The following is a 25,006-nucleotide window of genomic DNA, read 5'->3' on the forward strand; positions in this document are numbered from 1 at the left end:
ACGGCGGGCGCGCCGACCGACCACGCACGCGTGTGCCACGCCGCACCCCCACCGGCCTCAGCCACGCTGCCGAGCCGTCGACCAGGGCAAGCCCCGCCGGCCGGGTCGTGGGACGCCCCGATGTCCACCAACCCAGAGCTCTCAGTTTGGGAAGCTGAGGGCATTTGGGACTCATACAGGCGTTGACCTGCAACGGAGCTGCGGCAGACTCCTACGGGGAGGCGACTTGCCTCGCCGGTGGTCCCCGTGGTTCCCCGCACAATCCGGCACGTGTCCGGCACGCCCGATGCCGGACACGTGCGGCAGGCCCGGAGTCGCTGGCATCCTCCACGTCGAGGAGGAGTCGTAGCACTGGTGGGCAAGGGCGCAAGGCGCATCGTCGTCGACGGTACGGCGTACCGCTGGCGGCTGCGACGGCGGCCAACCTACTTCCAGGGCCTGGCCTGGACACCGTGCACGTTCGCGGTCGAGCATGCGGACACTCCGGGGACAACGCTCGTTGTGGCCACAGACCAGCCGCACTTGAGTAACTGGATCGGACGCGAAGCCAAGCCGGTACTGCCGTCCGACGTTGCCCAAGTCATCAAACAAACCTGCTGGTCAGAGCACGGTCTTTCGCCCTGGCGGCGAAACCCCGCTCCCTGCCCTGCTCCGCAGGAGTCCGTTTCCTTTCCGCCGTGAACGGCGGAGCATCCACGGAGGAACTCGATGACCGACAGACTGCCGAGTCGGCCAGATGAGACGACTTGGAGGTGACTGGTACGGAGGCTGACCCCCTCCCGTGTTGGGTGGTTGTCCTCATGGCACTCCCGGGGCGTCAGCGACAGAGTTCTCCTTGTCCGGCAGCGCCCCGGTGAGAAACCGGACGGTTGTCAATCATCAGGCCCGTTCGGGCCGACCTTGCTTTCGGGAGTTCACATCATGGGTACACACACGTCGTCGACGCGTCGGCGTTTGCGAGCGGCACTGGCATTGGCGCTTGCCACTGCCGTGACCGCGACGGTCGCGGCTACGGCTTCCGCCACCCCCGCCGGCGCGGTGGGAGCCGGTCCGGGCGTCGACACGACACCGCCGGCGATGCAGTTGGCCAAGCTGTCCCAACAGGCCGCGGACGCCGGTTCCCTGGGTGTGATCGTGCGGGTCGACGGGGGCAGGGGACCGGCCGTGGAGATCGCCCGACAGGCCGCCTGGACCAAGGCCGACCACATACTCAAGGCCAACGACCAGTTCCGGATGGCTTCCAATACCAAAACCCTGACGGCCACCCTGATCCTGCAACTGGTCGCCGAGCGGAAGGTCGGCCTCGCCGACCCGGTCGAGAACTGGCTGCCCGGCGTAGTCCCGGGTGGGGAGGCGATCACCATCAAGATGCTCCTCAACCACACCAGCGGCCTGAACGACTTCCTCCTCCACCCCGACTTCCTGCCCTCACTGCTCGGTCTGGACCGGCGCCGATGGACGCCCGAGCAGTTGCTGGCTCTGACCACCGCCCAGAACCCCCCGGGTGAGCAGTGGTCCTACAGCAACGCCAACTACCAGGCACTCGGCCTGGTGCTGGAGAAGGCCACCGGGCAGCGTCTTGCCGACCTCATCGAGCAGCGGATCACCCGGCCACTGGGCATGACGCACACTTACCTGGCCACCGACGCGGGCTGGCGAGCCGGCCATGACCACGCGACCGGATACGAACCCGACGCCGAGCACCTCGCACCGATCCTGCCTCCCGGCACACCCGAAGGAATCGGGTTCGCCGGACCGGAACGAAACGACCACGTCAACACCACGGACATGGATGTGAGTTCCTGGACCGGGGCTGCCGGCGGCATGGTCTCCACCGCCCAGGACTGGGACCGTTTTCTGACCGCTCTGATGTCGGGCAGACTGCTGCCCCCCGCCCAGATGAAGCAGATGCGGACCACCGTCGCACAGGACCCGGCGGACCCGAAGGGCGACCGTTACGGGCTGGGCCTGATGGAAGTACGTACCCCCTGCGGGACCGTGTGGGGCCACACCGGCGGCCTCCCCGGCTACTCCAGCGAGATCTATACCGACGGCACCGGCCGCCGCAGCGTCACCGTCCTGAACTCCACCAACTTCGGCGTCCAGCTGCCCGCAGCCGCCACCGCGAACAAGGCCCTGGTCAACGCCGCAGCCTGCACCATGCTCGGCAAGCCCGTCCCCACCACGACCACCACGACCACCACGCCAACCCGCTGAGCCCTTCCCCCTTCTGCGACACACGGCGGCACGGGACGGGGGCCTCCTCGACCGTGTCACCTGCAACGGCGCCACCGATCGAGACCGAAACCGACTCCTACCGCCTCGCCGATGCCCGAGCCGGAACCAGAGAACCCGCCAAGGCGGCGGGCGGACCTGTGCCGCGGCCGAGCCGACGGCCTGCCGCCCTCTCGATCGGCGGCCCATCGGGCATACCGCCGGTCCGCTCGCGTCGTGGACGCCGACGGCGCAACCTCGGAAAGCTCCATGCCGGCAAGGCCACGACAAGCTCTCCGGCAGGCGAGCCGGCGACGTCCGGGGGGCGGTCGGGCAGGGGGTGTCAGGCGGAGGTCGGGTCAGTCGTGGGGGTGTGCGTCCTTGCGGCCGATCAGGACCAGGGCCGCTCCGCCGATGATCACCAGGCCGATGGCGGTGCCCGCGATGAGGGGGGTGGCGCTGGTGCCGCCCGTCGCCGCGAGGTCGACGCCGTTTCCGGCGGAGACGCCGCCCACCGTGGCCGGGCTCGGCTCGCTGAGGGTCTGGGTGGTCAGGCCCGCGGTCTCGTCGGCCTGGGTCCTGCAGTCCAGGACCCCGGTGAAGCGGTGCTCGACGCCTTGCGGGCCGGTGATCGTGAAGTCGTAGGCCTGATCCTCCTGGAGCGGGATCGTCACCGTCCGGGACGCACCGGCCGGGACCACGTGGTCGACGCCCATCAGCTCGAAGACGAAGGTCTCGTCGCCCCGGTTGACGGCGGTGAGGTCCACGCCTGTCTTCGCACAGTTCTTCACCGCGGACAGGACGGGGAGGGCGCCCTGCCGCGCCCAGACCGCGCTCGCCGTCGCCGACACGGTCGACTCGCTGGAGCCGGCCAGGATCTGGGTCTGACTGCGGCTCTCGGAGGTGAAGGCGCGGCCGACGGGAACGGTCGTGGAGGCCTGAACGGTCAGCTCGGCCGAACCGGGTGCCGCGTCGGCGGGCACGTCGAAGAACAGCTGGCCGCCGTCCGTCACGGAGGTGACCACCGTGCCGTCCTTGCCGACGATCCGGACCCCGCTGGTGGCGGCGTTCAGCGGAGGCGCCACCGTCACGGCTGTCGCCCCGGTGTGCACCGTCACCGGGCCGAGCAGCTCACCGGGCCGGCCGGAGACGGCGGGCACGTCGAGGGTGAGGGATGCCTGGGGCTCCGCCACCGGGCGGGCGGCCTTCTGGAGGTAGTCCGCGAGCCGCTCGGCCTGCGGGTCGACGGCGTCGACGTCGGCGACGTCCGTGTAGCGCCAGATGGCCACCTGGGTGCCGGCGGCGGCGTCCTGCTCCGTGAGACCGCCCTCGATGCCGGCCCTGTGGGCGAGCGAGGCGAGGTCGTTCACCTGGGGGTAGGAGTTCTGCAGGATCCAACGGACGCGGCCCGCGTTCTTGTTGGCGCCGAGCGAGGTACCGCTCCACGAGGTCTCGTGGTATCTGGCGTCCCGCTGGGTGGGGTTGTAGAGGTCGACGCAGTAGGTCTGCAGGGTGCCGCCGCCCTCGACGGACATCTCGAACAGGCCGGCCGGGACCTCCTGGTCCCCGCCCTCGGCGTGGATCACGGCCGCGCCATAGGTCTTGAGGCCGCCTATCGTCGCGGTGGCCCCGCCCTGACTCTGCGTCATCTCGGCTGCCGTCGCAGAGCCCGCGCCGGCGACGACGCCCGCCGCGACGAAACCGGACACCAGCGTCGCCATGGCGAGACGGACCGCGCCTCGTCCGCGCGAGAACCGCGCGGAGAACGAAGAAATCACACAATTCCCCTTCGAGCAGGACCCGTTGACGTGGGGGGCACGGTCCTACCTGCAGAATCCGAAGCTCCGTGAGCCACGTCCGGCATCCTAGAGAGGCGGCGCACCTCGCTTACCGGTCATCTCAACGGATCAGCGATCCGACTCGGAATCGTTATCCCCAAGATCGCCGACCCGGCCGGGCTTATCGACAAATACACTCGACGGTCCGGAGCGCATTCGCCGATAAGCCGCAACCCGGTCAGCGCCCGCACCCACGCTTCCCTGACACTGCGTCACCGTTCCGTTCCCCCACGCAGCCGCCGTCCCGGGCCGCGCCGGACCTCGGCTCACGTCACCCCCGCCGGCTCGCGGCGCCGTGAGGTGTCGGGCTCCGGCTGCGCGGGCTCCGCGGCCGGGGTCTCCCAGTCGGGCTCGGGTCGCGGCGGCGTGCCGCCGACGGCAGGCTCAGGGCGGCCCGATCGCCGGAAGGCCGACGTGCCCCGGGCGAGGTCATGGCCGATCGCCACGGCGTCGATGTCCGCCGATGTCCAGCCCTGCTGTCCCTCGCGCGACTCCGTGCGCACCTTCAGCCTCCCCTGCACGACGACAGGGTCGCCGACGTTCAGCGAGGCCATCGCGTTCGAGGCCAGCTGCCGATTGGCCCACACCGTGAAGAAGTTGGTGTGCCCGTCGGTCCAGGCGCTCTTCTCGCGGTCCCAGTAGCGCGAGGTCACCGCCAGGCGGAACCTCGCCGACGCGCCCGCCGCCAGCTCGCGGAAGACCGGCCGCGTCGCCACATTGCCCACCGCGCAGACCATCGTCTCGTTCACTCGAACCCCTCCCTCACCGGGCGGTCGCGCCGCCCGGATGCGCCTACGGGCCCGTCCCGTACGGCTGCGTCCGACGCGACGGTTGTGGCTCGGTGAGCCGCGTCCCGTCGCCTGTCTCACGGCGACCGCGTCCGTCGCGATCGCCGCGAAGCCAGACTGCCTCCGTCGAGCCGGGCCCGCCGAACGCTGTGGATCACCCCCGGCCTGTGGATATCCCGGTCACCCGGACGAGGGACACAGGTCTTTCATCGGCGGATCGCACCCGGGGAAGACCTGACGTCATCGCGCCCTGACGTCATCGCGCGGCGGCCTCCACCTCCGTGACCCGTGTGTACTGCTCCCGGACCTCCCGGTACCGCAGCAGTTCCGAAGCGACGGGATCCAGCACACGTGCCCGGCCGCACCCGGCCGCCGCCTCCCGCAGCCGGCGTTCGGCGTCCTGTCCGTAGCGCCGGGCCGGGCCGCGAGCCGCCATCCGGCAGCACCACTCGACCAGCGGGCCGCCCACGATGCCCAACACCATCAGCAGCACCGGAACCCCGAGATTCGGCGCGAGAACACCGACGATCTGCCCGACCAGCCACAGCCCGCCGACGACCTGGAGGAGCGTCATGGACGCCTGCGCCATGACGGCCGCCGGCCACCAGCCCGGCCGCGGCGGCCGTCCGGGCGGCAGTCCGGCCCGCGCCGCCAGCTCGTCCAGCGCTTCGGGCAGACCCCGGGCGCCGCGTACGGCTGCCTCCCGCACCGCCTGAGCCCAGGGTGTGGGCAGTCCCGCCGAGGCCCGCTCGGACAAGGCGCGCACCGCCTGCTCGACGCGTTGCCGTGCCGTGATCTCCTCGTCGGGCTGAGGGGTGACCGCCAGCCGTCCGGTGGGAGGGTCGCGCCGGTCCTGGTGCCAGCGCCACAGCCGCAGCCACGGCGTCCCGCACGCGCGCCCCGCGTTGCGCAGCCAGGCCCGCTCGGCCGCCTCTCCGGCCGCGATGGCGCCCACGGCGTCCGCGAGACGGTCGGCGAACTCGTCCCGCGCCTCCTCGCTGAGCCCGGTGCGCCGCCCGGTGGCGTAGACGGGACGCAGCCCCCAGGCGGCGGTGTCCAGGTCGGCCGAGATGCGGCGGGCCGCCGCGCCGCGCTCCGCGACGAACTGGCCGAGCAGCTCGCGCAGTTCCGGGAGACCTTCGCCGGTGAGCGCGGACAGCGCGAGCACCGTGGCGCCGGGCTCGCCGTACTCGCCCAGGGCGACGCCGTCCTCGTCCAGGAGGCGCCGCAGATCGTCGAGGACCAGCTCGGCGGCCTCGCCGGGCAGCCGGTCGACCTGGTTGAGGACGATGAACATGACCTCCGCGTGGCCCGCCATGGGGCGCAGATAGCGCTCGTGCAGGACGGCATCGGCGTACTTCTCCGGATCGACGACCCAGATCACCGCGTCGACGAGCGCGAGGACACGGTCGACCTGCTCGCGGTGCTGTACGGCCGCCGAGTCGTGGTCGGGCAGGTCGATCAGGATGAGCCCACGCAGCTGTTCCTCCGCGTCCGGGCTCTGCACCGGCCGCCTGCGCAGTCGTCCCGGGATGCCTAGCCGGTCGACGAGGGTCGCCGTGCCGTCGCTCCAGCTGCAGGCGATGGGCGCCGAGGTCGTCGGCCGGCGTACGCCGGTCTCCGAGATGGCGACTCCGGCGAGGGCGTTGAACAGCTGCGACTTCCCGCTTCCGGTGGCCCCCGCCAGGGCGACGACCGTGTGCTGCCCGGACAGCCTGCCCCGGGCCGCCGCCTCGTCCAGGACCCGGCCGGCCCGGGCGAGCGTCTTGTTGTCGAGACGGGCGCGGGAGAGCCCCACGAGCTCGCGCAGGGCATCGAGGCGGGACCGCAGATGCCCGTCGTACACGAGCGGGGTCGTGGGCAGGGACCCTCCCCCTCCGCCTCCCGCGCCCCCTCCGCCTCCCCCGCCGACGCCACCGACACCGACACCGCCACCGCCACCGCCCCGGGCCTGCCTGACGGCTGCCTGTTCGGCGGCGGACGCCTCGGTCGCCCGACGGGCGATGAGACCGTCGTCCCAGGGCGCCCCGCCCTCCGCGGAAGAGTCGGCAGAGGAGCCCTGACCGGAGCCCGTGCGGGCGGGTGCGGCCGCGGCCGAGGCGCCCTCCCCGGCGCCTGCGTCGGCGACGGCGTCGTCGCCGGGCACGCGCGTGTGGCGGGCGGCCTCACGTTCCGCGCGGCCGATCCGACCGGCGCGTCCCTCCCGCGCGAGGGAGCGGTCATCGGCCGTGTCGCTCTCCTCGTCGTCCGGATCCGGACGACGGCGGCGGTCCCGTGGCTCTTGCAGATCCCGCAGATCCCGCCGGCCTCGGGAAGCCTCAGGATCCTCGTCCCGAGTCTCCGCAGCAGGGCTCTCCGTCTCCCCCGAACCGCGGGCCTCCGCCTCCCTCTGCGCCTGATCGCCGCGGCTCCCGCCGTCCCCGGTTTCGCGGTCGTCCTGGTCGTCTCTGTCACCCATGTGATCCGCGCGTTTCCCGTGATCCGTGCGATCCGTGCAGTCCGTGTGATCGCTGCGATCGTTGTGATCTGTGGGGCCCGTGCGATCCGTGTGGTCCTGGTCAGCGACGGCGGTCACCGGTCACCTCTCCTTCTGCAGTACGGACAGCGCGGCGATGAGTTCGGCCTGGGGTTCGGGGTGGACTTCGAGTCCGTCGAGGGGGGCGAGGCGGCGCTCGCGCTCGGTGAACACGACGCGGTCGAGGTGCTCGGTGAGCAGCCGTCCGGCCCGGTCGCGCAGCCGCAGCGCCCCGTGGGCGCCGATCCGCTCGGCGAGTCTCTCGCCCGCGGAGCGCGCCCTGCGGCCGCCCAGCAGGGCGGTGGCGACGAGGGCGGCGACGGCCTCGGGATCCGGCGCGACACCGCGTTCCAGGCCGCGGACCTCGTCCTCTGCGTACTCGTCGAGCTCGCGCCGCCACCGTCGTACCGCGAGGCCGATCCGGTGCTCGACGCTCTCCGGGTCCGCGTCACGGTCCGCCAGCTCGGATGCCTCAGCCGCGGGTTCACGCCGCCACGCCGCGTCGACGCGCTCGTCGGCGGCGGCTACGGCGCACAGCAGGAGCGCGGCGAGGCTCTCCGACAGGGCGTCGAGGAGTTCACCGGCGGTGCAGTCCAGGGGGAAGGCGCGCCAGCGTTTGAGGGCGTCGCCGGCGAGCACGGCGCCGCTCTGCAGTCGGCCCCGCAGGCGGGTGTACTCGCTGTCGTACGCCACTTCGACAGCCGAGGTGAGGCGCAGGGCCGCGGCGTACTGCGCGGCGGCGGCGCCCGCGAGTTCGGGCATGCGGGCCTTGAGGGAGTCGAGGACGCCATGGGCCGTGCGGGTCAGGGCATGGCGGCGGGCACCGGAGTCCTGGGTGTGATGGACCAGCCAGTTCCGCAGCGGCGCCACCGCGGTGGCCGGCAGCAGCCCGCCGCCCCAGGCCGACTCGGGCAGTTCGGGGACCGTGAAGCGCGGGACGGCACCCAGACCGGCCTTGGTGAGCAGGGCGCCGTACTGCCGGGACACCTCGGCGACGACCTGGTGGGGCACGCGGTCGAGGACGGTCACGAGCATGGCGCCGTACTCCTTGGCGGTACGCAGCAGATGCCAGGGCACGGCGTCGGCGTAGCGGGCGGCCGTCGTGACCATCACCCAGATGTCGGCGGCGCAGATCAGTTCGGCGGCGAGGACGCGGTTGTCGGCGACGAGGGAGTCGATGTCGGGTGCGTCGAGGAGGGCGAGGCCGGGCGGGAGCGTGTCGGCGGTCTCGATGCGCAGCACGCGTCTGCCGTCCTCGCCCGGGAGCAACAGGTCCTCCATGGACTCCTGACGGGGCGTCCACACGCGGGTGAGGCCGGGCAGCACGCGCATACCGCTGAACCAGTGCTGGTCCTCCGGGTGGCACACGAGCACCGGAGTCCGCGTCGTCGGCCGCAGCACGCCCGCTTCGCTGACGCGGCGGCCCACCAGCGAGTTGACGAGGGTGGACTTGCCCGCGCCGGTGGACCCGCCCACCACCGCGAGCAGCGGGGCCTCCGGTTGCCTGAGCCGGGGCACCAGGTAGTCGTCGAGCTGCGCGAGGAGTTCGTCGCGGTTGGCACGCGCGCGTGGAGCGCCCGCCAGGGGCAGCGGAAAGCGTGCGGCGGCGACACGGTCGCGCAGGGCGGAGAGTGCGTCGAGCAGCTGAGGCCGTACGTCCAAGGTCACCACACGCGAAGAATGCCCAATTTCAGGGGATTTATGAAGCATATAGGCATGTCTGCGCGCCGATAGGACACAACGGACGGAAGGTGCGACTGGGACAGAGGCGCAGGCCAGGCATAACGAGTGCACAACACCCGAGTCGCGGGACGCCAAAAGCGATGCACGATTCGCACCTGCCTGCGATTATCAGGACCGCTTCACCGAACCTCCACATTGAGCCACGGAGGCGAAGCAACCGGGACAAGGAACCGGGAGCCCTATCCTTGTCCCCGGCAGCGTGACGGATCGGCCCACACCCGGGCAGCACGTACGAGGCCACCACACCGGCCCCCGTAGCTCAGTGGATAGAGCAGGCGCCTTCTAAGCGCTTGGCCGCAGGTTCGAGTCCTGCCGGGGGCGCAAGTCTCCGCCCTCCCATCGGGAGGGCGTTTTTGCTGTTCAGAGCACGTTTCACGCGACACGGCGAAGCCCCGGACACTCCCCCGACGATCATGGGGAGGTTCCGGGGCCGTCCGGCTGTCACCGGGTTTTCGCGGGTGGCCCTGTCGAATACGTGTCGAAGTTTTCGGCGGGAAGCCTCAGTCTCCGCGGCCGACTCGGGAAGATCTCCAGCGGCCTCCAGCCGCCTTTTCAGGTCAGGCAGCTGCCCCTCGACACACCGTGCGTAAGTGGCCAGCAGGACCGGCACGCTGTTCCCGGCCCATTCGGCGACCTGAGCGGGCGGGATCCCGTCATTCAGCCACTTGGTGAGGCGCGTGTGCCGGTTGTCGTACACACGCCTCCCCGTGGGTTCTCCGAGATCGTGGTGGTCGCACCGGTGGTCGACCGGCCCGCCCTCGAGTCTCTTCCGGATCGGCAGGTCGGCTCATCAGGGGACGCCCCTGAGCAAACCCTGATCGAACCCGTACACCACTTCTCAGGACGCGATCCGGTTCCCCGTAGAGTCGCTGCATGGTGACTGCGACTGTCCGTGAGTGGTACGACGAGGAAGGGTGGGGGGTACTCGACTCTCCCGAGACACCCGGCGGTTGCTGGGGCCACTACGCCGACATCCAGACGAAGGGCGTCCATACGCTGTCGCCGGGGCAACGTGTAGATCTCCGGTGGGAAGCCCCTGGCTTCAAGCAGGACGGCTACGACTACCGGGCAGTGAAGATAGTGCCTCGGCCGGCCTGACATCCACATCTGGCATCCACCTCTGACATCGACAACGGCAGACAATCGACTACGGCAGCCAGCAGCAGCTACGAGCGGCCCTTGACGGCCATGCCTTCCAGGCATTCGAAGCTCCTGAAGCCCCGTCGAACTGGTCGGCATACGCGTGCGTGGTCGGTCGACCCGCCCGCCGTCGTGGCTGCCTGTGCCCCGTCGACTGCCCGCCCGATTCGGCCCCCTGGGCGGGCGGGATCACGTCGCGGCGACGCAGGCCGGAGCCAGCCCGCCCCCTTCGCTGGTGCGGCCGCAGGTCCGAGGGGCCGGGGCTCGGTCCACCGAGAGCGCCGGGGCGACTTGCGGGCCGCTTGATCCGGCTTGAAGCGTCCGTTGCACCGCGGCGCCTGCCGGATCTACGACGGCAGGGCGACCGTTTCGGACAGGTGACCGGCCTCCGGTCCGCTCGTAGCCGCCCGGACCACGACCGCCGGCATGCGGGCCCGGCGCAATCGAGCCGCAAGACGGGCAGCGGATGCTTGCTGCGCGAGCCGAGGGCCGCGCTCCACCGTCTGCGAACGCGCTGGTGGGTGGGATGCGCGGCGTCCGTCCTCGGCAGCATCCGTCCCAGATCCACTGGGTCCTGCTCGCCACACGGAGCGGGTCGATCATCTTTGGGAGAATCATGCGCGTCCGCGCTTTCACCGCTGCTCTGTCGGGAGCCCTGGCCTTCTGCGCCTTCGGCGTCGCACCCGCGCAGGCCAGTCCCGTCAGCCCCACCACGATCACGGCTGTCACGGTCAACGGTGGTCAGCCCATCGCGGTCGGCACCACCACGAAGACCATCAGCGCCGCCGTGCTCGGCACCAACGACTCCGGGATCGGCGCCGGGACCGTCCTCCTCTGGCATGGCGCCACCGACTACGCGCACCGGGACGCCACCCTGTCGGATCCGAACCTGGGCGTGTGCTTCTCCCCCGGCGCCTTCGGGTACTGCACGTCGACGATCGGCATCACCCCGGCCCTGGACAGCGACAGGGCTCTGTACAGCAACTCCCTCGCCGGAACGTGGAAGGTCGCGCCGTTCCTGTGGGGCGCCAACCATCAGCCGGGCTACTCGTACCAGTACTCCACCGTCCAGGTGCTGAGGCAGGCGAAGCTTTCGGCCGACGCCGCTCCCGAGCCGGCGTACGTGGGCCAGACGATCAACGTCTCCGGCAGGCTCGTCCGCGCGGACTGGGAGACCGGCGCGTACGCGGGCTACGCGAACCGGCCCGTGCAGCTCCAGTTCCACAAGACGGGGAGCACCGGCTTCGTCACTCTCAAGACGGTGACGACCGGTTCGGACGGCGTCCTCAACACCACGGTCAAGGTGTCCGCCAACGGCTCCTACCGGTTCGCGTTCACCGCCGACGCCACCACCTCCGCGGTCCAGTCGGTCGAGGACGTCGTCAACGTCGGTTAGCTGTTCTGTCCGGAGCCACCGTCCGTATCGCCCTGCCCCCCGGCCGCAGGGACCGCCGCCTGACCGGCGAGAACACCGCGTCCCGGCGCGACCGGCGCCTCGTGCCGAACAGCGCCTTCCAGCAGCGGACACGGGAAGAGGAGACCTCTGACCGCTCGCTGCTCCGTGCTCGAAGCGGGCACGGCCGTCGGCTCCGCAGCGTGTCACTATATGTGCGGATCACGACAGGGGGCGATGATGCGCGACGGGCTGCATATCAGCGTGTTGGGCGAGGTGAGAGCCACGTTCCAGGACCAGGTCGTGGATCTGGGAGGGCTTCGGCAGCGCGCTGTGCTGGCTCTCCTGCTGGTGGCTCGGGGCGGGATCATCACCAGTGACCGGCTGGTCGACGGGGTGTGGGGCGGGTCGCCGCCGCCGAGGGCGCAGGGCGCGCTGCACGCGTACGTCTCGCATCTGCGACGCCGGCTCGAACCCGGGCGGGAGGCCAGGTCCCGCAGCGGTTTCATCGTCAGTGAGGGCTCTGGCTACGTCCTGCGAATACCCGACGAAGCAGTCGACGCATGGCGCTTCGAACAGTCGCTCCGGCATGCCGCCACGATCACCGACCCGGCCGAGGCGGTGCCGGTTCTCGAAAGCGGACTGGCCCTGTGGCGAGGACCGGCGTTCGCCGAGTACTCGGCAGAGCTGTGGGCCCGGGGGGAGGCCGCACGGCTGGCGGAGCTGCGTGAGGTGGCGCGTGAGCGGCTGCTGGCCGCACGTCTGGAGCGTGGTGAGGACGCGGTCCTCGTGCCGGAGATCGAGGCACTGATCGGACACGATCCCCTGCGCGAGGAACGCTGGCGTCTGCTCGCCCTCGCCCTCTACCGTTCACACCGGCAGGGCGACGCCTTGAGCGCGTTGCGGCGCGCCAGACAGGTCCTTGCCGAGGAACTCGGAACCGATCCCGGCTTCGCTCTGCGCACCCTCGAAGCGGACGTTCTCGCACAGTCACCCGCGCTCGACCGGCCCGCGCCCGCCGGATCCACGCGCCGGGAGGCCCCGGCTGCGACCCCGGACGGGACGCGGACACGGCCGGCCGGTGTGCCAGGACCGGCTTCCCAGGGCGCGGACGTCCTGGTGGACCGGGACCGGCAGCTGACCGAACTGGGCGACTGTCTGGCCGGTGCGCTGAAGGGCAGGGCCGGCATAGTCCTCGTGGAGGGCCCCGCCGGTATCGGCAAGAGCCGCCTGCTCGCCGAGGTCCGCCGGCTGGCCGCCGAACATGACGTGCTGACGCTGACCGCACGCGGCAGCCAGCGCGAGAAGGACTACGGCTACGGCGCCGTGCGCCAACTCCTCGAACGGCTGGTCGTCAGACGCGGCGGCGAACTGATGACCGGAGCCGCCGCCGCGTCCACCGCGGTCTTCGACCCCGACGCGGCCGACCACGGCCACGGCCACCAGCCCGACAGCTACGCGGTCCTGAACGGTCTCCACCAGCTGACCCTCAGGCTCGCCGCCGAACGCCCCCTCCTTCTGGCCATCGACGACCTGCAGTGGTGCGACACCGGCTCGCTCCGCTTCCTGGCCCATCTCGCGGGCCGTCTCGAAGGACTCCCCGTCCTCATCGCCGTCACCCTGCGTACCGGCGAACCGCACCATGACGGGGAGCTGCTGGCCGAACTCGCCGACAACGCCGCCGCACTGCGGATCCATCCCACTCCGCTCACGCCGGCGGGCGTCGCCGACGTGGTCCGCGGCGCGCTGGGCGAGCCCCCTGACGCGACGTTCGCCGACGCCTGTCACCGGGCCACGTCCGGCAACCCCCTGCTCCTGCGCCAGTTGGTGCGGGCGCTCCAGTCACGTGGCATCCGGCCCGAGGCCGCCCAGGCCGGCACGGTCATCTCCGTGGGATCCAGGGCCGTCTCCCAGCTGGTCCTCAGCCGCCTCGCCCGGCTGCCCGCCGACGCGACGGCCGCGGCCCGGACGGTCGCCGTCCTCGGCGACGGAGCGACACTGCCGGACGTCGCCGCCGTCATGGAAGTGTCCGAGAACGAGGCGGCGGACGCCATCGCGCCTCTGGTCCGCGCCGAAATCATCCGCGACCACTACCCGTTCGGCTTCGTTCACCCCCTCGTGGGAGACGCCGTCTACCGGGACCTGCCGCCGGGCGAAAGACAGCTGCGCCACGAGCGGGCCGCCCGCATCCTGCACGCCGCGGCCTCGCCCCCCGAGCAGACCGCGGCCCACCTGCTGCTCACCCCGCACCGCGGCGACCCCTGGGTCGTCGACATGCTGCGCACGGCCGCCCGGGAAGCCGCGGGCCGCGGCGCCGCCGACGCCGCCGCCACCTACCTCACCCGCGCTCTGCGGGAGCCGCCCGGCCCCGCCCTGCAGCCCGACGTGCTCCTCGAACTCGGCCGCGCCGAGACCCTCGGCAACGGTCCCTCCGCGGTGGAACACCTGCGCCAGGCCTACGAGACGCTGACCGACCCGCCGCGCCAGGCCGCCGCGGCGCTGCTCCTCGCCCGGATACTGGTCTTCGCCGGCCGGCAGGGTCAGGCGACCGAGTTCGCCCGGCGTGCCGCCGCCCGGCTGCCGGCCGAACTGACGGACGAACGGCAGGGCCTGCTGGCGCTGGAGCGGATGAGCGCCTACATGCACGGCCTGGACCGGCAGCCGTGGCGCAGTCCGCGGGACGCCGTCATCGACGGCGACGGGTCCGGCGCCCGGATGCTCGCCGCCTACCTGTCCTGGGAGGCGGCCCAGGACGGGAGTGAACGCAGCGGGGCCGTCGCGCTCGCCCGCTTCGCCGTCGCCGACCGCGTACTGCTGGACGCCGGGGAGGAACTCCTCTGGTACGCCGCCGCCATCGTCCTGCACCTGGCGGACGAGGAGGTCGGCGAGCTGTGGGGCGCGGCACAGACCCGTGCCGACGAGCGCGGTTCGTTGTTCTCCGTGCTCTCGACCCACATGTGGCGGGGTTTCACACAGTGGGACCAGGGAGATCTCCGCGGGGCGCTGAAGTCCCTCACGACCTCCGTGGAGCAGCACCGGACCTGGGGCCTCGGTCCCGGCGCCTCACGAGGCTGGGACTTCCTGACGGGAGTCCTGCTGGATCTGGGCGACATCGCCGGCGCCCGCGCGTGCCTGGAGCGGATGCGCGCCTTGGCCGGGGACGGCGAGGGCGCCCTCCTCATCGGAGAGACGCAGGCCAGGGTGCTCATCGCGGAAGGGCGTCACGAGGAGGCGCTCACCAGCCTGGACGCCGCCCGGCAGCTGCGGCTGTCCGTGGTCAACCACGCCTGGTGGCCGTGGGCGCCGCTGCGCGTCCAGGCGCTGGCGGGCGCCGGCCAACGGGCCGAGGCGGAGTCCCTCGCCAGGGAGCAGCTCGCGCTGGCCCGCCGATGGGGCGCGCCGAGCATGCTGGGCCGGTCCTTGCGGATGCTGGGCGAGCTGCTCGGCGCCCACGGGGTGCCCGAACTCCGGCAGGCGGTGACGCTGCTCGCGCCCGGTCCCGCACGTCTCGAACATGCCCGCGCCCTGTACTCCCTGGCGGTCCACGCCCCCGCCGAGGAGGCCGAGTCCGCCTTGCGCCAGGCGTATCCCATCGCTGAGCGCTGCGAGGCCGCCGGACTCGTCCGGTCGATCGGCGACCTCATGGGCAGGCGTAGGTGAAGGTGGCCGACGCGTCTGCCGGGTCGGGCGACAGGACCTCCAGGGTGGCGGTCGCCCGCACGGTCCCGTGGCCGTCGAAGGTCCAGCGCAGGGCGACGTCCGTCCGGTGCGCGTCCTTGGCGACCTGCTGCCGCAGAACGCCGGAGACCGTGCCGTCGCTGCGCTTCCAGCGGTAGCTCACCGTGCCCGCACGGCCGTTGGTGTGCAGGGTGCCCACGACGGTGGCGGTGCCGTCGCAGGCCGGACCCGCGGAATCGGTGTGGACGGTGGCTCCGGTCACGGCGAGCGCGGGTGCGTGCCGCTGCCAGGCGAGGTAGGCCAGCACCGCGATCAGCACGACCGCCGGCAACAGCCAGCCTCCCAGGACGCCCCTGCGTTGCCGACGTCGGCGTGGGACGTCCCGCGGGTCCGGGTTCGGGTGCGGGTCCGCGGATACGGTGCCGTGCCAGAGGGCGGCCACCCGGTCTTCGGCGGTGTCCGTCAGGGTGGGGACCGCGAGGACGGAGCGGGCCGTCTCCTGCGCCCCCGGTGTGAAGGGTTCCGGAGCGTGGAGTGTGGCGGCGAGGGCGGCGGACGTCAGCCGTACGGTGCCCGCCTCGTCCCCGCGCGGAAGACGCACGGTGCTCTCCTCGGGGCGGTCCTGAGGCGTTTCCCGAGGCGTTTCCCGAGGTGCTTCTCGAGGCGTTTCCTGAGGTGTCGTCATCCGGCGCCCTCTCCTTCGTACGGTGTGGATTCCCGGACTCTCAGCGGGGCGGGTTGCAGCCGGAGGGCGCCGAGAAGGTCACGAAGGCGCCGTTGCCGGAGTCGGCGGCCGGGCTGGTCGAGACCTTGACGCCGAGGTAGGGCGAGCGTTCCGGGGTGACGAACGTGTGGGTGTACCTGCCGGAGACCTGTGTCCGCCCCTCGGGAAGGGAGACCGCGTAGGTGGCGGCCACCGTCCCGACGGCCCTGGCGGAGTATCCGGTGAACCAGGTCAGGCTGAGCGTGCCGTCGGCGGCCCCGTCGGTCAGTACGGTCACGGAAGCCACCACGGCGCACCCGGAGCCCAGCGGACCGCTCGCGTCGATCTTCACGGAGACGACATGGAGTTTCGGCGCCGCGGTGGCGGAGGGCACGATGACGCCCCCGCCCGAGGTACCGCCGCTGCCCGTTCCCCCCGAGGTGCTGGTGCTCCCGCCGGACGACCCGCCCGAGGTGCCGCCCCCGGTGGAGCCGGAGCCGGACGGGGCTCCGTCTCCACCGCCACTCGACGAGGCACCGGGAGAGTCGTTCTGGCCCGCGGGGCCGTCCGTGCCCGGCGGCGCCTCGCCCCCGGCCGAAGGCTCGCCGGTCGCCTCCGGTGGTGAAGCGGACGCACTGGGCGCGCCGGTCGCCGACGGCTCGTCGCTCGCGGCCGTGCCGGACGAGGCACCGCCGGCCGGAGCACTGCCGGACGGGGAACCCGTCGTCGGCGGGCCGGACACCGCCACCGGTTCGTTCACCGGATGGCCGCTGCCCACGGCGCCCGCGGTCACCGCGACCCCGCCCAGGAGCAGCGCGCCGGCGGCCGCCCCGGCCAGGGCCTTCCCCTTGCGGGTCAGCGGCGGACGGCTGCGTCCGCTCCGCACCGGCCTGGGTCCGGGCCCGGTGCAGGGGGTGGCGCTTGAGCTGAGGCCGGGGTCGGGGCCGAGGTCGGTGGTGGCCAGAGCCGTGGCGCCCGAGGCGCCGCCGGGGTCCGCGCAGGGGAACAGCAGGGGCAACAGGGCCGCCAGCGCGGCGAGTTTGCGCTGCCCGCGCTCCTCCCAGTCCTCGCCGTAAGCGGCTGCCGCCACGGCTTCGAGTTCGGCAACGAAGTCGGCGGCGCTCGCCGGACGCTTCCCGGGCGTCTTGGCGAGACCGCTGCGGATCAACGGGCGCACCCGCTCGGGGGCGAGAGCGTCCGGGACGGGCGCCTCCATGTGCTGTATCGCCAGTTCCATGACGGTCTCGCCGGCATAGGGCTTGGCGCCGGTGAGGCACTCGAAGAACGTGGCGGTCGCCGCGTACACATCCGTCGCGGGACTCGCCGGCCGGCCGGTCCACTGCTCGGGCGCCATGTACATGGGCGTACCGGCCGATTCACCGGCTTTCCCGCTGGGCACCGCGATGCCGAAGTCCACCAGCTTGGACGTCCCGTCCGCGGCGATCAGGACGTTGTCGGGTTTGTAGTCCCGGTGCACCACCCCCGCCGCATGGGCGGCGGCAAGCCCGAGCAGCGATCCCTTGAGCACGGCGAGTGCCGCCTCGGGCTCGGTGGCGCCCTCCTGCCGGAGCAGTGCGCGGAGCGGAACACCGTCCACCAGCTCCATGACGATCGCCGCGCCGAAGGACGTCTCCACGTACTCGTGGAACTCGACCACATGGGGGGACCGAAGGGCGCCCAGCAGCCTGGCCTCGGCGCGGAACCCGGCGAGGAACGCGCTGTCGCCGCGCAGCCGTTCCGAGAGGTACTTGATCGCCACCGGCGACCCCGTCCCGTCATGCCGGGCGAGCATCACCCGGCCGCTCGCGCCCGACCCCAGTTCCCTCGACGGCGTGTATCCGGGAACCGTCCACGGCTCCGCGCCGGGTCCGTCGGCCGTGGGGAAGACCTGCGGCCCGCTCATGCGACACGTCTGTCGGCGGCGAGGCGGGGGAGGAGCGCCTCGGACACCCACGAGCCCCACGCGCGCGGGCCGTGAACCTGCGCTCCCTGGAACACTCCGCCACGGTGGGCACCGCCACGGTGAGCGCCGACGTCCGTCGGATTCAGCATTTCTTCCGTCCTCGTTCTGTTGGATGCGCGTGAGTCGCCCGCTGTGCGCATGGTTCGCTCTCGGCCTTGCGGCTCACTTGCATCCGCTCCGAAAGTCCGGAACGTCCGGCACATCAGCGACGCCCGGGACATCAGTGAGGTCCGGAACATGTGTGACGTCCGGAACTTCGGACGGGTGCGTCCCGGTGCCGTGGCTGCGCCGGAGAACCGGACCAGGCGGCCCGGAGGCTCACGCGGCCGAGCGTCGGCCGATCAGCAGGAACCACCACCCGGCGCAGACGCCGGTGAAGACCGCGCCCTGCATGATCCACACCCGCGCCGAGGCGCCCGTGGGGCACTCGGGCACGTCCACCTCGGACAGGTACGGCCCGCCCGAGACGCAGTCAACGGTGAAGACCGTCCGGTAGAGGCAGTACCCGAAGACGGCCAGGGACGCGAGCACGACGAACGCGGCGGTGGTGCGCAGAAATGTCTTCATATCCGAAGGCTCCCGTGGTTCCGGGTCCAGGCCGCGTAAAGTGCCTGCCCTGATCGGCGCTTATTGCCGCATTCTCGTCATGGTGTTTGTCGCCGCGTTCCGATCCGATTCTGAAATGGCCGGGAAGCGCGTGTTCCGGGTGCGGTCGGCATGGCGGCGTCCCGCCTTTCCCTCGCGGGCGGAGCCCGTCAGAGCCCGCCCAGGATTCTCGCCTTGGCCTGCTCGAATTCCGCAGGCGTCAGGGCGCCCGAGGCCAGCAGCGCACGCAGCCGTTCGAGCCGCGCGAGTGGATCGCCGGCCGGTGCAGGAGGCTCGTCCGCGGCGGCCTGGTGGAGCGACAGAAGGCGGATCATGCCGGCGGCCTGCTCGGCCGGCACGGCGTACCGGCGGGCGGGGCGAGGACCGGCGGTCACGTCGTCCGGCGCGGGCGGCTCGGGGGCGCCACCCCGAAGGCCCGCCCCGAGCAGAAAGACGCCCAGAATTCCCGCGATCAAAGATATCGGCAGCGCGAACGCCCATCGAGCGGTTCCCGCAGGGCATTCCCGCTGCGAAACATAAACCCCGCCCGACGCACAATTACCGGCGCGCGCCAGTTGATAGAAACTGTAGGCGGCGACCGCCAGCGACACGAGGAGCACAAGGCCGCCGACACCGGCGCGCAGAAAGGATTTCATGATCCCGGACCTCTCGAACAACGTAGCGTGCGGGCCGGCGAAGGGCGTCGGCGTCCCGTCCGCAGAACACGGGAGACGGCGCCGGGCGAGAAGAGCTCCGTCGACGGCGCCGTCGGATCGGCTGTCACGAACAGTCCCTTCGACGCTGGCGGGTCCGGGCCGGTGGAAGCGCGGAAAGGCAAGACGCGGACGTGGCCTGCGTCGTTCCGGCTCGGGCCGTGGCCCGTTCCGGTGGACGAACCCCCCGGCCGAGCCAACTCTTCGCCACCCCCCTTGCGGTGGACTTGCGACTGGCTAGCGCTCGGCCGGCCGGCCCGCCGGAGCCGGGAGCCCTTCGCCTGCCCGGGCCCTTGCCGTGGCCGACGAACGCGATCCCGACGGAAGCCGCAACCACCTCGGGCTGCGCAAGAGCGATGCAAGGAGCGTGCCGGAACGTCGGTGACGAGCGGCGAGGGACCGGTGCACCGGCGCCGGAGAGCATTCCGCCCGCCCCTCACGCCACCGCGCCCCGAGCGACCAGGCACGCCTGGAGCTCGCGGGCCTTCCACCTCTGGAGAGTCATGCGAATACGCACGATCACCGCCGCCCTGTCGGGCGTCCTGGGTCTCGCTCTGCTCGGAGCCCCGGCAGCACACGCGGCGGGAAGGGACTACGGCACCACGGCCGCCCCGGCGACCCACAACCCGCCGACGTACGCCGTCCCGCCGGACCCGTACCTCGCCGTCCCGCCGGACCCGTACTTCGTGTAGGGAATCGCACGGCGAACGCGCCGCGACGGCGTTCGGCGCAGTGGGCGGGCAGAAGGCACCGGCCAGGCCGTCGGGTTCACCGGCGGCGACGTACGCCCGGTTCCGAGGCCGTCCGGCTGGCACCGGCGTTCTCGGGGGTGGCCGGCTCGCATGCGTGTCGGGTTCTCGGCGGGAAGCCCGCAGCCCGCGTCGGGCTGCGGGGTCTCGACGCACGCGTGGGAGTCGTCACGAGGCGTACAGGGCGGCCGCGAACTGCGGGAGCGCCGCGAACAGGATGAAGATGCCCCGCTCCACCCAGCGGTACTTCCTGCGGATGATGTCGCTGGTGACCAGCAGGGAGGCGAGCAGCGGCCCGGCAGGATCATGTGCGGCGCGCTCGAAGGCGCGGCTGAGCCGCCGGCTGCCCATCCCCGCCTCGATGTGTCCGAAGTACCCGGGGCCGGCGGTCTCCTGCCCGCTGCCGGCCCGGTGGCGCGGCATGATGGCGCACACGAAGCAGAGGACGGCCAGGAGCGAGGTGACGACGGCGGTCCACCTCAGGAGCTCGGGGCTCGGGGAGACGCCGATGAAGGCGCCGAGCACCGCTCCCGTCAGCCCGAGCAGGACGGCGGCCTTCGTGTCCGCCCGCCCGATCTCCGCCCGGTTCGCCGTCAGGAAACGCTCCATCGCCGCCACGGTCTCCTGGGCGTCCGCGTACCGGGCGCCTGTGGCGGTGCGCCGCCGCTGACGGAGCGTCCGGTGCAGTCGTCGATGACGCTGCGGCAGCGGTCGTGCGGCGGCGCCCGTCACAGCGTCCTCCCGTCGGCCACCCCGTCCGGCCCGCCGCCGTAGGTCCACGCGTCCTGCTGCTTGGGAACGCGCCGTCCGACTGCGTGGAGGCGGTCACGCAGCAGTTCGGACAGCTCCCCGCGCTCCTCCTCGGAGAGCTTGCCCAGCAGCCCGGCCATCTCGTCCTGCCAGGTGGTCTCCTGCCGGATCAGGCTCTGGTTGCGCACGGACCAGTCCAGTACCTGGCTGACCTGCTCCGGGTGCCGGAGGAGCCACAGCGCCGCGAGGGAGACCGGCCCGTTGCGCACGGCCTCGAGGCAGAACCGGTACTCCTCCCGGCGATCGGCCGTCCAGGCGAAGGGTGCTTCCGTGGCGCCCGCCCGGCCCAGGCGCAGTTCGCCCTCCTCCTCCCGGGCCTGGACGTCAGTGACCCGGTAGGTGAGGCCGGCCTCGTCGAGCGCGTACGACGCCGCCAGGTGCTGCGTCATCGCGGAGGCGCTGAGCCCCTGGCCGTCGGCCTCGCAGGTTTCCGCCAGTCGATGCAGGCGCCGGTTGAGATCCCTGCGGACCTCGTCCCAGCCGTCCGTGGGCCGGGTCCGTACGACCTGCGCCGGATCGTGTGCCCACCACAGCAGGCGCACGTCCACGGCCTCCGGCCCGTACGGAGTCGCCAGGCTGACGGCCTGGGTCGCCGGCCGCTCTTCCAGGTCGACGTGGAAGGCCCCGTCGTAGCGGCCGAACAGACTGGCCGCCGCGGCGTCGCCCGTGGTCCCCACGCCGCGCTCGCCCGGCCCCAGGACGTGATGGACACCGTTCGCGGCCACGAGGACCAGGGCCCGGTCCCGGCGTCCGGACCAGCGCTGCCGGAGGATCTCCCGCCAGGGGGCGTGGGTGGCCCGGGTGCAGACGGGGCGGTTTCTCTCGGTGGTCACGGTGTCCTCCCGTACGGTCGCGTGGGGCGGTTCGCAGTTCCCGGGGACGGCGCCGGGGGCGGCGCCGTCGGCTCACCGGTGCGCCATGCGTTCAGGGCCTGGCGAGCGATGTGCTGTCCGGCGATGCCGGGATCTCCGTCCCGGTCGATCATGACGAAGAGGCGCAGGACGCCGTGGCGCATGTCCTGGGCGAGCATCGTCAGAAGGCTCTCAACGGCTGTCGTCTGCCGGTCGTCCCAGGCGGCCACCCGACACCGCAGGAACAGGGCCTGGCACATCGGATCGGACAGCTCGTCGTCGTTGACGATCCGACGGGTCAGATCCACGACGGGACCGGCGAACTCGCCTCCGGTCAAGACCTGTTCCTGGCACCAGGCGTCCGTGGCCAGCAGGTGGGGGAAGATTTCCAGCGAGAGCCGGGCGACGTCGGCGCCCCTTGTGCCGGCCCATCCGGTGAGGTGCCGGAAGACCGTCGGCTGATTCCCCGTCGCGAAGAGGTTCACCAGGGCGCGGCGGACCACGTTCCCGACCGCCGTCTCCTGCCGGTTCCCCCGGCCGCGGAAGACGTTGCGCAGCAGCCGCATCGCCTGGTCGGGCCGGGCCGCGCCGAAGCCCGTCCCGCACGCCTGCGCGACCGTCCAGCGGACCTGCCAGCTGGACTGGACGCTCCACTGGGCGAGGCGGTACTTGACCTCGCCGGCGACGACGGGATCCTCGGCGGCCATGCCCAGCGCGTACGCGGCGACAGCCCTGCCGGTGGCCCGGTCGGACCCGGCGAGTTCACGGATGTGCAGCAGAGCCCTGCGGCCGCCGCCCCACCGGGCCGCCATACCCATGACCCGGCCGACCGGCTCCGTCAGGTCGCTCTCGGCGTTGACCTCGCCCATCCAGTTCGTCAGGAGTCCGGAGAGCCGGCCGTACTGCCGCCACACATGCCGCAGCACCGCCTCCCCCTGCCGGTGGCGGGTGAACCTCACCGGTTCCACCACGTAGGTGTAGCCGTGCGCCGAGTGGTACTCCCTGGTCCCGTACTCCGCACGCACCGTGTGCAGCAGGTCGTCCAGCGAGCGCCGGAAGACGAACCGCGGGTTGGGAAGCGGCCCCTGCGGGCTTTCGGTCCCGTCGTGCCGCTGTGCGCCCGGCTGTCCGGCCCCGCCGCCGGTCGAGGTCCGGCCGGCGGCGCCCTCGAGAAGGACGGAGTGCAGTCGGCCGTCGGCGAGGTCGACGAGGCGCTCCGCCTGTTCGCGCACGATGCGGTGATCCAGGCCCTCGAACACGCAGGCCGCCAGGAGGAAGGCGAGGCCGTCGGGGTCGTCGCGGAGGCTTCTGAGGAGGTCGGGGACCTCCTCCTCCGCGAGGTAGCTCAGACGGTCGCGGATATCGCCGGACGTCATGCCCCCGTCAGCGGTCCGGATGACCGCGTCCACGAGTTCGCGGACCTGCGCGGGCATCAGCCGGCCCGCGAGCAGTTCGTCCAGCAGGCCGGGCTCCAGGCCGGCGAGCAGGCGGTTCCGTTCCGTCCGGTTCGGCACCTCGGCCTCGAGGCGGGCCTCGAACACCGCCCGCGGCGGCGGCGAAACACAGCGCACGGGTGTGACGTGGAGATCACGCGCCAGGCTCCGCACGACGACGGGGTCGTCGTGCAGCACGATCACCATGCGCGCGTCGGCGTCGTCCAGCAGGCGCCGCAGGTTGCCGACCGTCGCGGGCTTCAGCGGACGGGCGGGGAACAGGCCGTCCACCAGGTATCCGCGGGTGTCGGCGTCGGTGGGGCGCCAGGCGGCGAGGTCCTCGTCGCTGTCGACCGCCCGCAGGTTCATGCTGCGTCCCGCGTGGCGGTGGAGCAGGTTCAGCGCGGCCGTCCGGCGGCCGGTTCCCGGCTCGCCCGACAGGAACAGCACCCGCCTGTCGAGTTCCGCCATGGCCGCGGGAAACCACTCCGGCTCGGCGAACCCGGTCACCGCGTCCAGGATCTCCGTCGCCGAGACGGGGCCCTCGTGGGCCACGAACCGCGGCCCGCCGCCGGGTCCGGCGGGGCCTGCGCCGATGTCCACGCGCTGACCGCCGTGCACGGAGCCGGTGTTGATGTTGGCGTTCGCCGCGTAGATGGCGAACGTGTGCCTCAGGCCGTCGGCGCCCGGAGCGCCGAGCGGTCCGTCGTCGAAGCCCTCGCCGAAGCCGTCGTCGAAGCCGTCGTCGAAGTCCTCGTCGAAGGTCCCGTCGCTCGGTTCCTCGTCCTCGTGCGCGGGGTCCCGGCCGCTGTCCCCGGACCGGGCCGCGTCCGCAGCCCCGGAGGCGGCCTCCTGCGGCCCGGGGCTCACCCCGGAGGCGGAGAGCGCGGGCGCCCGGGCGGGCGGGGCCTGCTCGTCGGCGGCCGCGCTCACCGGTCGCCCACGTGCTTGTCGCCGTGGACGGTGTCGCCCTGGTTGCCGTGGACCGTCCCCGCCTTGTCGCCTCGGACGTAGTCACCGCCGATGTGGTCGCGGCCCGCGTCGATGCTGCTGACGCTCTGACCGCCGTACACCGTGCCGTTGTTGACGTTGCTTCGGTCGGCCCAGACCTTCGACCGGGGTGCCGCGGCGCCTTCTCGGCCGGCCGTGCGCCGGCGGGAGCCGCCGTCCGGCCGGGGCTTCTCCTGGTCGTCGATGACCTGGTCGCCGAGGACACGGCGGTCGTACAGGCTGCCGGACGGCGTGGGCACGTAGAGCCAGGCCCGCTGGGCGAACGTCTTGCCCTCGACCGTGGCCGGCACCTCGATGAAGTGGTCCGGATGACGCCCGGTGTACCCGCCGGCCACCACGTCCTGGTAACACCGGTCCGAGAGAATCGCCGCGACCTGGGTGACGTCGGCGCTCGAAGCCGCGAGCACGGCTTTGACGGGCCGGGAGTCCAGCAGCCGGTGCGTGTCGTTGCGGGGTGTGCCGTTGCCGTCGAACTCGTCGCCCGTGTCGGGCAGCGGTCCGATGTGGAGGCTGGCCCGCAGGCGGATCCGCACGACTCCCGCCGAGTGCGTGTTGAACTCCGTCAGCACGTCCTGGAGGACCGCGAGCCAAGGATGGACGACGAACGGCATGACCGCCGGGTCGAACCCGAACACGTAACCGTCGCCCGTGGAGTCGGGGAACCGCCGGTCCTTCCAGACCTCCGCGATCCCGGCGCGTTCCGACGCCGCGTGCAGAAGCTCGGGGATCGCGCGGCTGATGGGCCCGTGCTGAACGGCCGGAAAGCCGGTGAAATCCTTGGCGTCGACGGCCAGGATTCCCCGGTAGGGGGGAAGCGGGCGACTGTGGGTGTAGGGCTGGTCGGGGTGCGACACGGAAACTCCTCGCGCGTGCCTCGTA

17 protein-coding genes and 1 tRNA gene are annotated in these 25,006 nt (G+C 72.2%); 6 read left to right on the plus strand and 12 right to left on the minus strand.

From position 1 onward, the window contains the following. Positions 1–990 precede the first annotated feature (990 nt). Positions 991–2,217, plus strand: a complete 1,227-nt coding sequence (locus IE239_RS00265) for a serine hydrolase domain-containing protein (protein ID WP_373308027.1) — start codon at positions 991–993, stop codon at positions 2,215–2,217. Between the two features lie 356 nt (positions 2,218–2,573). On the opposite strand, the gene IE239_RS00270 is transcribed toward IE239_RS00265, so the two are convergent. The 4 genes from IE239_RS00270 to IE239_RS00285 form a co-directional block, all read right to left on the minus strand. After that, entirely contained in the window at positions 2,574–3,992 is a 1,419-nt protein-coding gene (locus IE239_RS00270; RefSeq protein WP_229877627.1) for a TQXA domain-containing protein, read from the minus strand. Positions 3,993–4,318: 326 nt separating this feature from the next. Then, positions 4,319–4,801, minus strand: a complete 483-nt coding sequence (locus tag IE239_RS00275) for a single-stranded DNA-binding protein (RefSeq protein WP_190147146.1) — start codon at positions 4,799–4,801, stop codon at positions 4,319–4,321. 295 nt (positions 4,802–5,096) lie between these two features. Next, positions 5,097–6,986 carry a GTPase gene (locus IE239_RS00280; RefSeq protein ID WP_373308028.1) on the minus strand — a complete coding sequence of 630 codons (1,890 nt, stop codon included), beginning with the start codon at positions 6,984–6,986 and terminating at the stop codon, positions 5,097–5,099. A 432-nt stretch (positions 6,987–7,418) separates the two neighbouring features. After that, positions 7,419–9,026, minus strand: coding sequence for a dynamin family protein (locus IE239_RS00285; protein ID WP_190147148.1), 1,608 nt, complete (start codon positions 9,024–9,026; stop codon positions 7,419–7,421). A 320-nt stretch (positions 9,027–9,346) separates the two neighbouring features. Here IE239_RS00285 and IE239_RS00290 point away from each other — a divergent pair. The 4 genes from IE239_RS00290 to IE239_RS00305 all read left to right on the plus strand — a co-directional run bounded on the left by IE239_RS00290 (position 9,347) and on the right by IE239_RS00305 (position 15,291). Then, positions 9,347–9,419: transfer RNA gene (locus IE239_RS00290), tRNA-Arg, on the plus strand. A 552-nt stretch (positions 9,420–9,971) separates the two neighbouring features. Further along, on the plus strand, positions 9,972–10,196 hold the full coding sequence (locus tag IE239_RS00295; RefSeq protein ID WP_190147149.1) for a cold shock domain-containing protein: 225 nt from the start codon (positions 9,972–9,974) through the stop codon (positions 10,194–10,196). Positions 10,197–10,854: 658 nt separating this feature from the next. Then, a complete protein-coding gene (locus IE239_RS00300) occupies positions 10,855–11,634 on the plus strand; it encodes a calcium-binding protein (RefSeq protein ID WP_190147150.1) in 780 nt (259 codons plus the stop codon). Positions 11,635–11,907: 273 nt separating this feature from the next. Then, positions 11,908–15,291 carry an ATP-binding protein gene (locus tag IE239_RS00305; RefSeq protein ID WP_229877628.1) on the plus strand — a complete coding sequence of 1,128 codons (3,384 nt, stop codon included), beginning with the start codon at positions 11,908–11,910 and terminating at the stop codon, positions 15,289–15,291. Here IE239_RS00305 and IE239_RS00310 read toward each other — a convergent pair. The 4 genes from IE239_RS00310 to IE239_RS00325 all read right to left on the minus strand — a co-directional run bounded on the left by IE239_RS00310 (position 15,272) and on the right by IE239_RS00325 (position 19,216). Further along, a complete protein-coding gene (locus IE239_RS00310) occupies positions 15,272–15,910 on the minus strand; it encodes a hypothetical protein (protein WP_190147151.1) in 639 nt (212 codons plus the stop codon). The genes IE239_RS00305 and IE239_RS00310 overlap by 20 nt on opposite strands. A 124-nt stretch (positions 15,911–16,034) precedes the next feature. After that, positions 16,035–17,915 (minus strand): serine/threonine-protein kinase, encoded by a 1,881-nt coding sequence (locus tag IE239_RS00315; protein ID WP_229877630.1) that lies wholly within the window; start codon positions 17,913–17,915, stop codon positions 16,035–16,037. Positions 17,916–18,293: 378 nt separating this feature from the next. Then, positions 18,294–18,542: a hypothetical protein gene (locus tag IE239_RS00320; protein ID WP_190147152.1), complete on the minus strand. Its 249-nt coding sequence runs from the start codon at positions 18,540–18,542 to the stop codon at positions 18,294–18,296. A gap of 188 nt (positions 18,543–18,730) precedes the next feature. Continuing rightward, positions 18,731–19,216 (minus strand): SHOCT domain-containing protein, encoded by a 486-nt coding sequence (locus tag IE239_RS00325; protein ID WP_190147153.1) that lies wholly within the window; start codon positions 19,214–19,216, stop codon positions 18,731–18,733. Between the two features lie 560 nt (positions 19,217–19,776). Here IE239_RS00325 and IE239_RS00330 point away from each other — a divergent pair. Then, positions 19,777–19,965 (plus strand): hypothetical protein, encoded by a 189-nt coding sequence (locus tag IE239_RS00330; RefSeq protein ID WP_190147154.1) that lies wholly within the window; start codon positions 19,777–19,779, stop codon positions 19,963–19,965. 225 nt (positions 19,966–20,190) lie between these two features. Here the strand turns inward: IE239_RS00330 and IE239_RS00335 are convergent, their stop codons facing one another. From IE239_RS00335 to IE239_RS00350, 4 genes are read right to left on the minus strand one after another with little or no spacing between them, the layout of a single operon-like run. Continuing rightward, positions 20,191–20,754: a Pycsar system effector family protein gene (locus IE239_RS00335; RefSeq protein WP_190147155.1), complete on the minus strand. Its 564-nt coding sequence runs from the start codon at positions 20,752–20,754 to the stop codon at positions 20,191–20,193. Further along, positions 20,751–21,665, minus strand: a complete 915-nt coding sequence (locus IE239_RS00340; protein ID WP_190147156.1) for a hypothetical protein — start codon at positions 21,663–21,665, stop codon at positions 20,751–20,753. The genes IE239_RS00335 and IE239_RS00340 overlap by 4 nt, the downstream gene beginning before the upstream one ends. Next, on the minus strand, positions 21,662–24,049 hold the full coding sequence (locus tag IE239_RS00345; protein ID WP_190147157.1) for a hypothetical protein: 2,388 nt from the start codon (positions 24,047–24,049) through the stop codon (positions 21,662–21,664). The genes IE239_RS00340 and IE239_RS00345 overlap by 4 nt, the downstream gene beginning before the upstream one ends. Next, positions 24,046–24,981 (minus strand): hypothetical protein, encoded by a 936-nt coding sequence (locus tag IE239_RS00350; protein ID WP_190147158.1) that lies wholly within the window; start codon positions 24,979–24,981, stop codon positions 24,046–24,048. Before IE239_RS00350 ends, IE239_RS00345 begins: the two co-directional genes overlap by 4 nt. Positions 24,982–25,006 lie beyond the last annotated feature (25 nt).

Origin of the sequence: Streptomyces humidus (genome assembly GCF_014649655.1) — a bacterium.
Classification (GTDB): domain Bacteria; phylum Actinomycetota; class Actinomycetes; order Streptomycetales; family Streptomycetaceae; genus Streptomyces; species Streptomyces humidus.

Coding starts and splice junctions, on each gene's coding strand:
- IE239_RS00330 (WP_190147154.1), top strand. CDS start 19,777: ATGCGAATACGCACGATCACCGCCGCCCTGTCGGGCGTCCTGGGTCTC.
- IE239_RS00300 (WP_190147150.1), top strand. CDS start 10,855: ATGCGCGTCCGCGCTTTCACCGCTGCTCTGTCGGGAGCCCTGGCCTTC.
- IE239_RS00315 (WP_229877630.1), bottom strand. CDS start 17,915: ATGAGCGGGCCGCAGGTCTTCCCCACGGCCGACGGACCCGGCGCGGAG.
- IE239_RS00295 (WP_190147149.1), top strand. CDS start 9,972: ATGGTGACTGCGACTGTCCGTGAGTGGTACGACGAGGAAGGGTGGGGG.
- IE239_RS00325 (WP_190147153.1), bottom strand. CDS start 19,216: ATGAAATCCTTTCTGCGCGCCGGTGTCGGCGGCCTTGTGCTCCTCGTG.
- IE239_RS00320 (WP_190147152.1), bottom strand. CDS start 18,542: ATGAAGACATTTCTGCGCACCACCGCCGCGTTCGTCGTGCTCGCGTCC.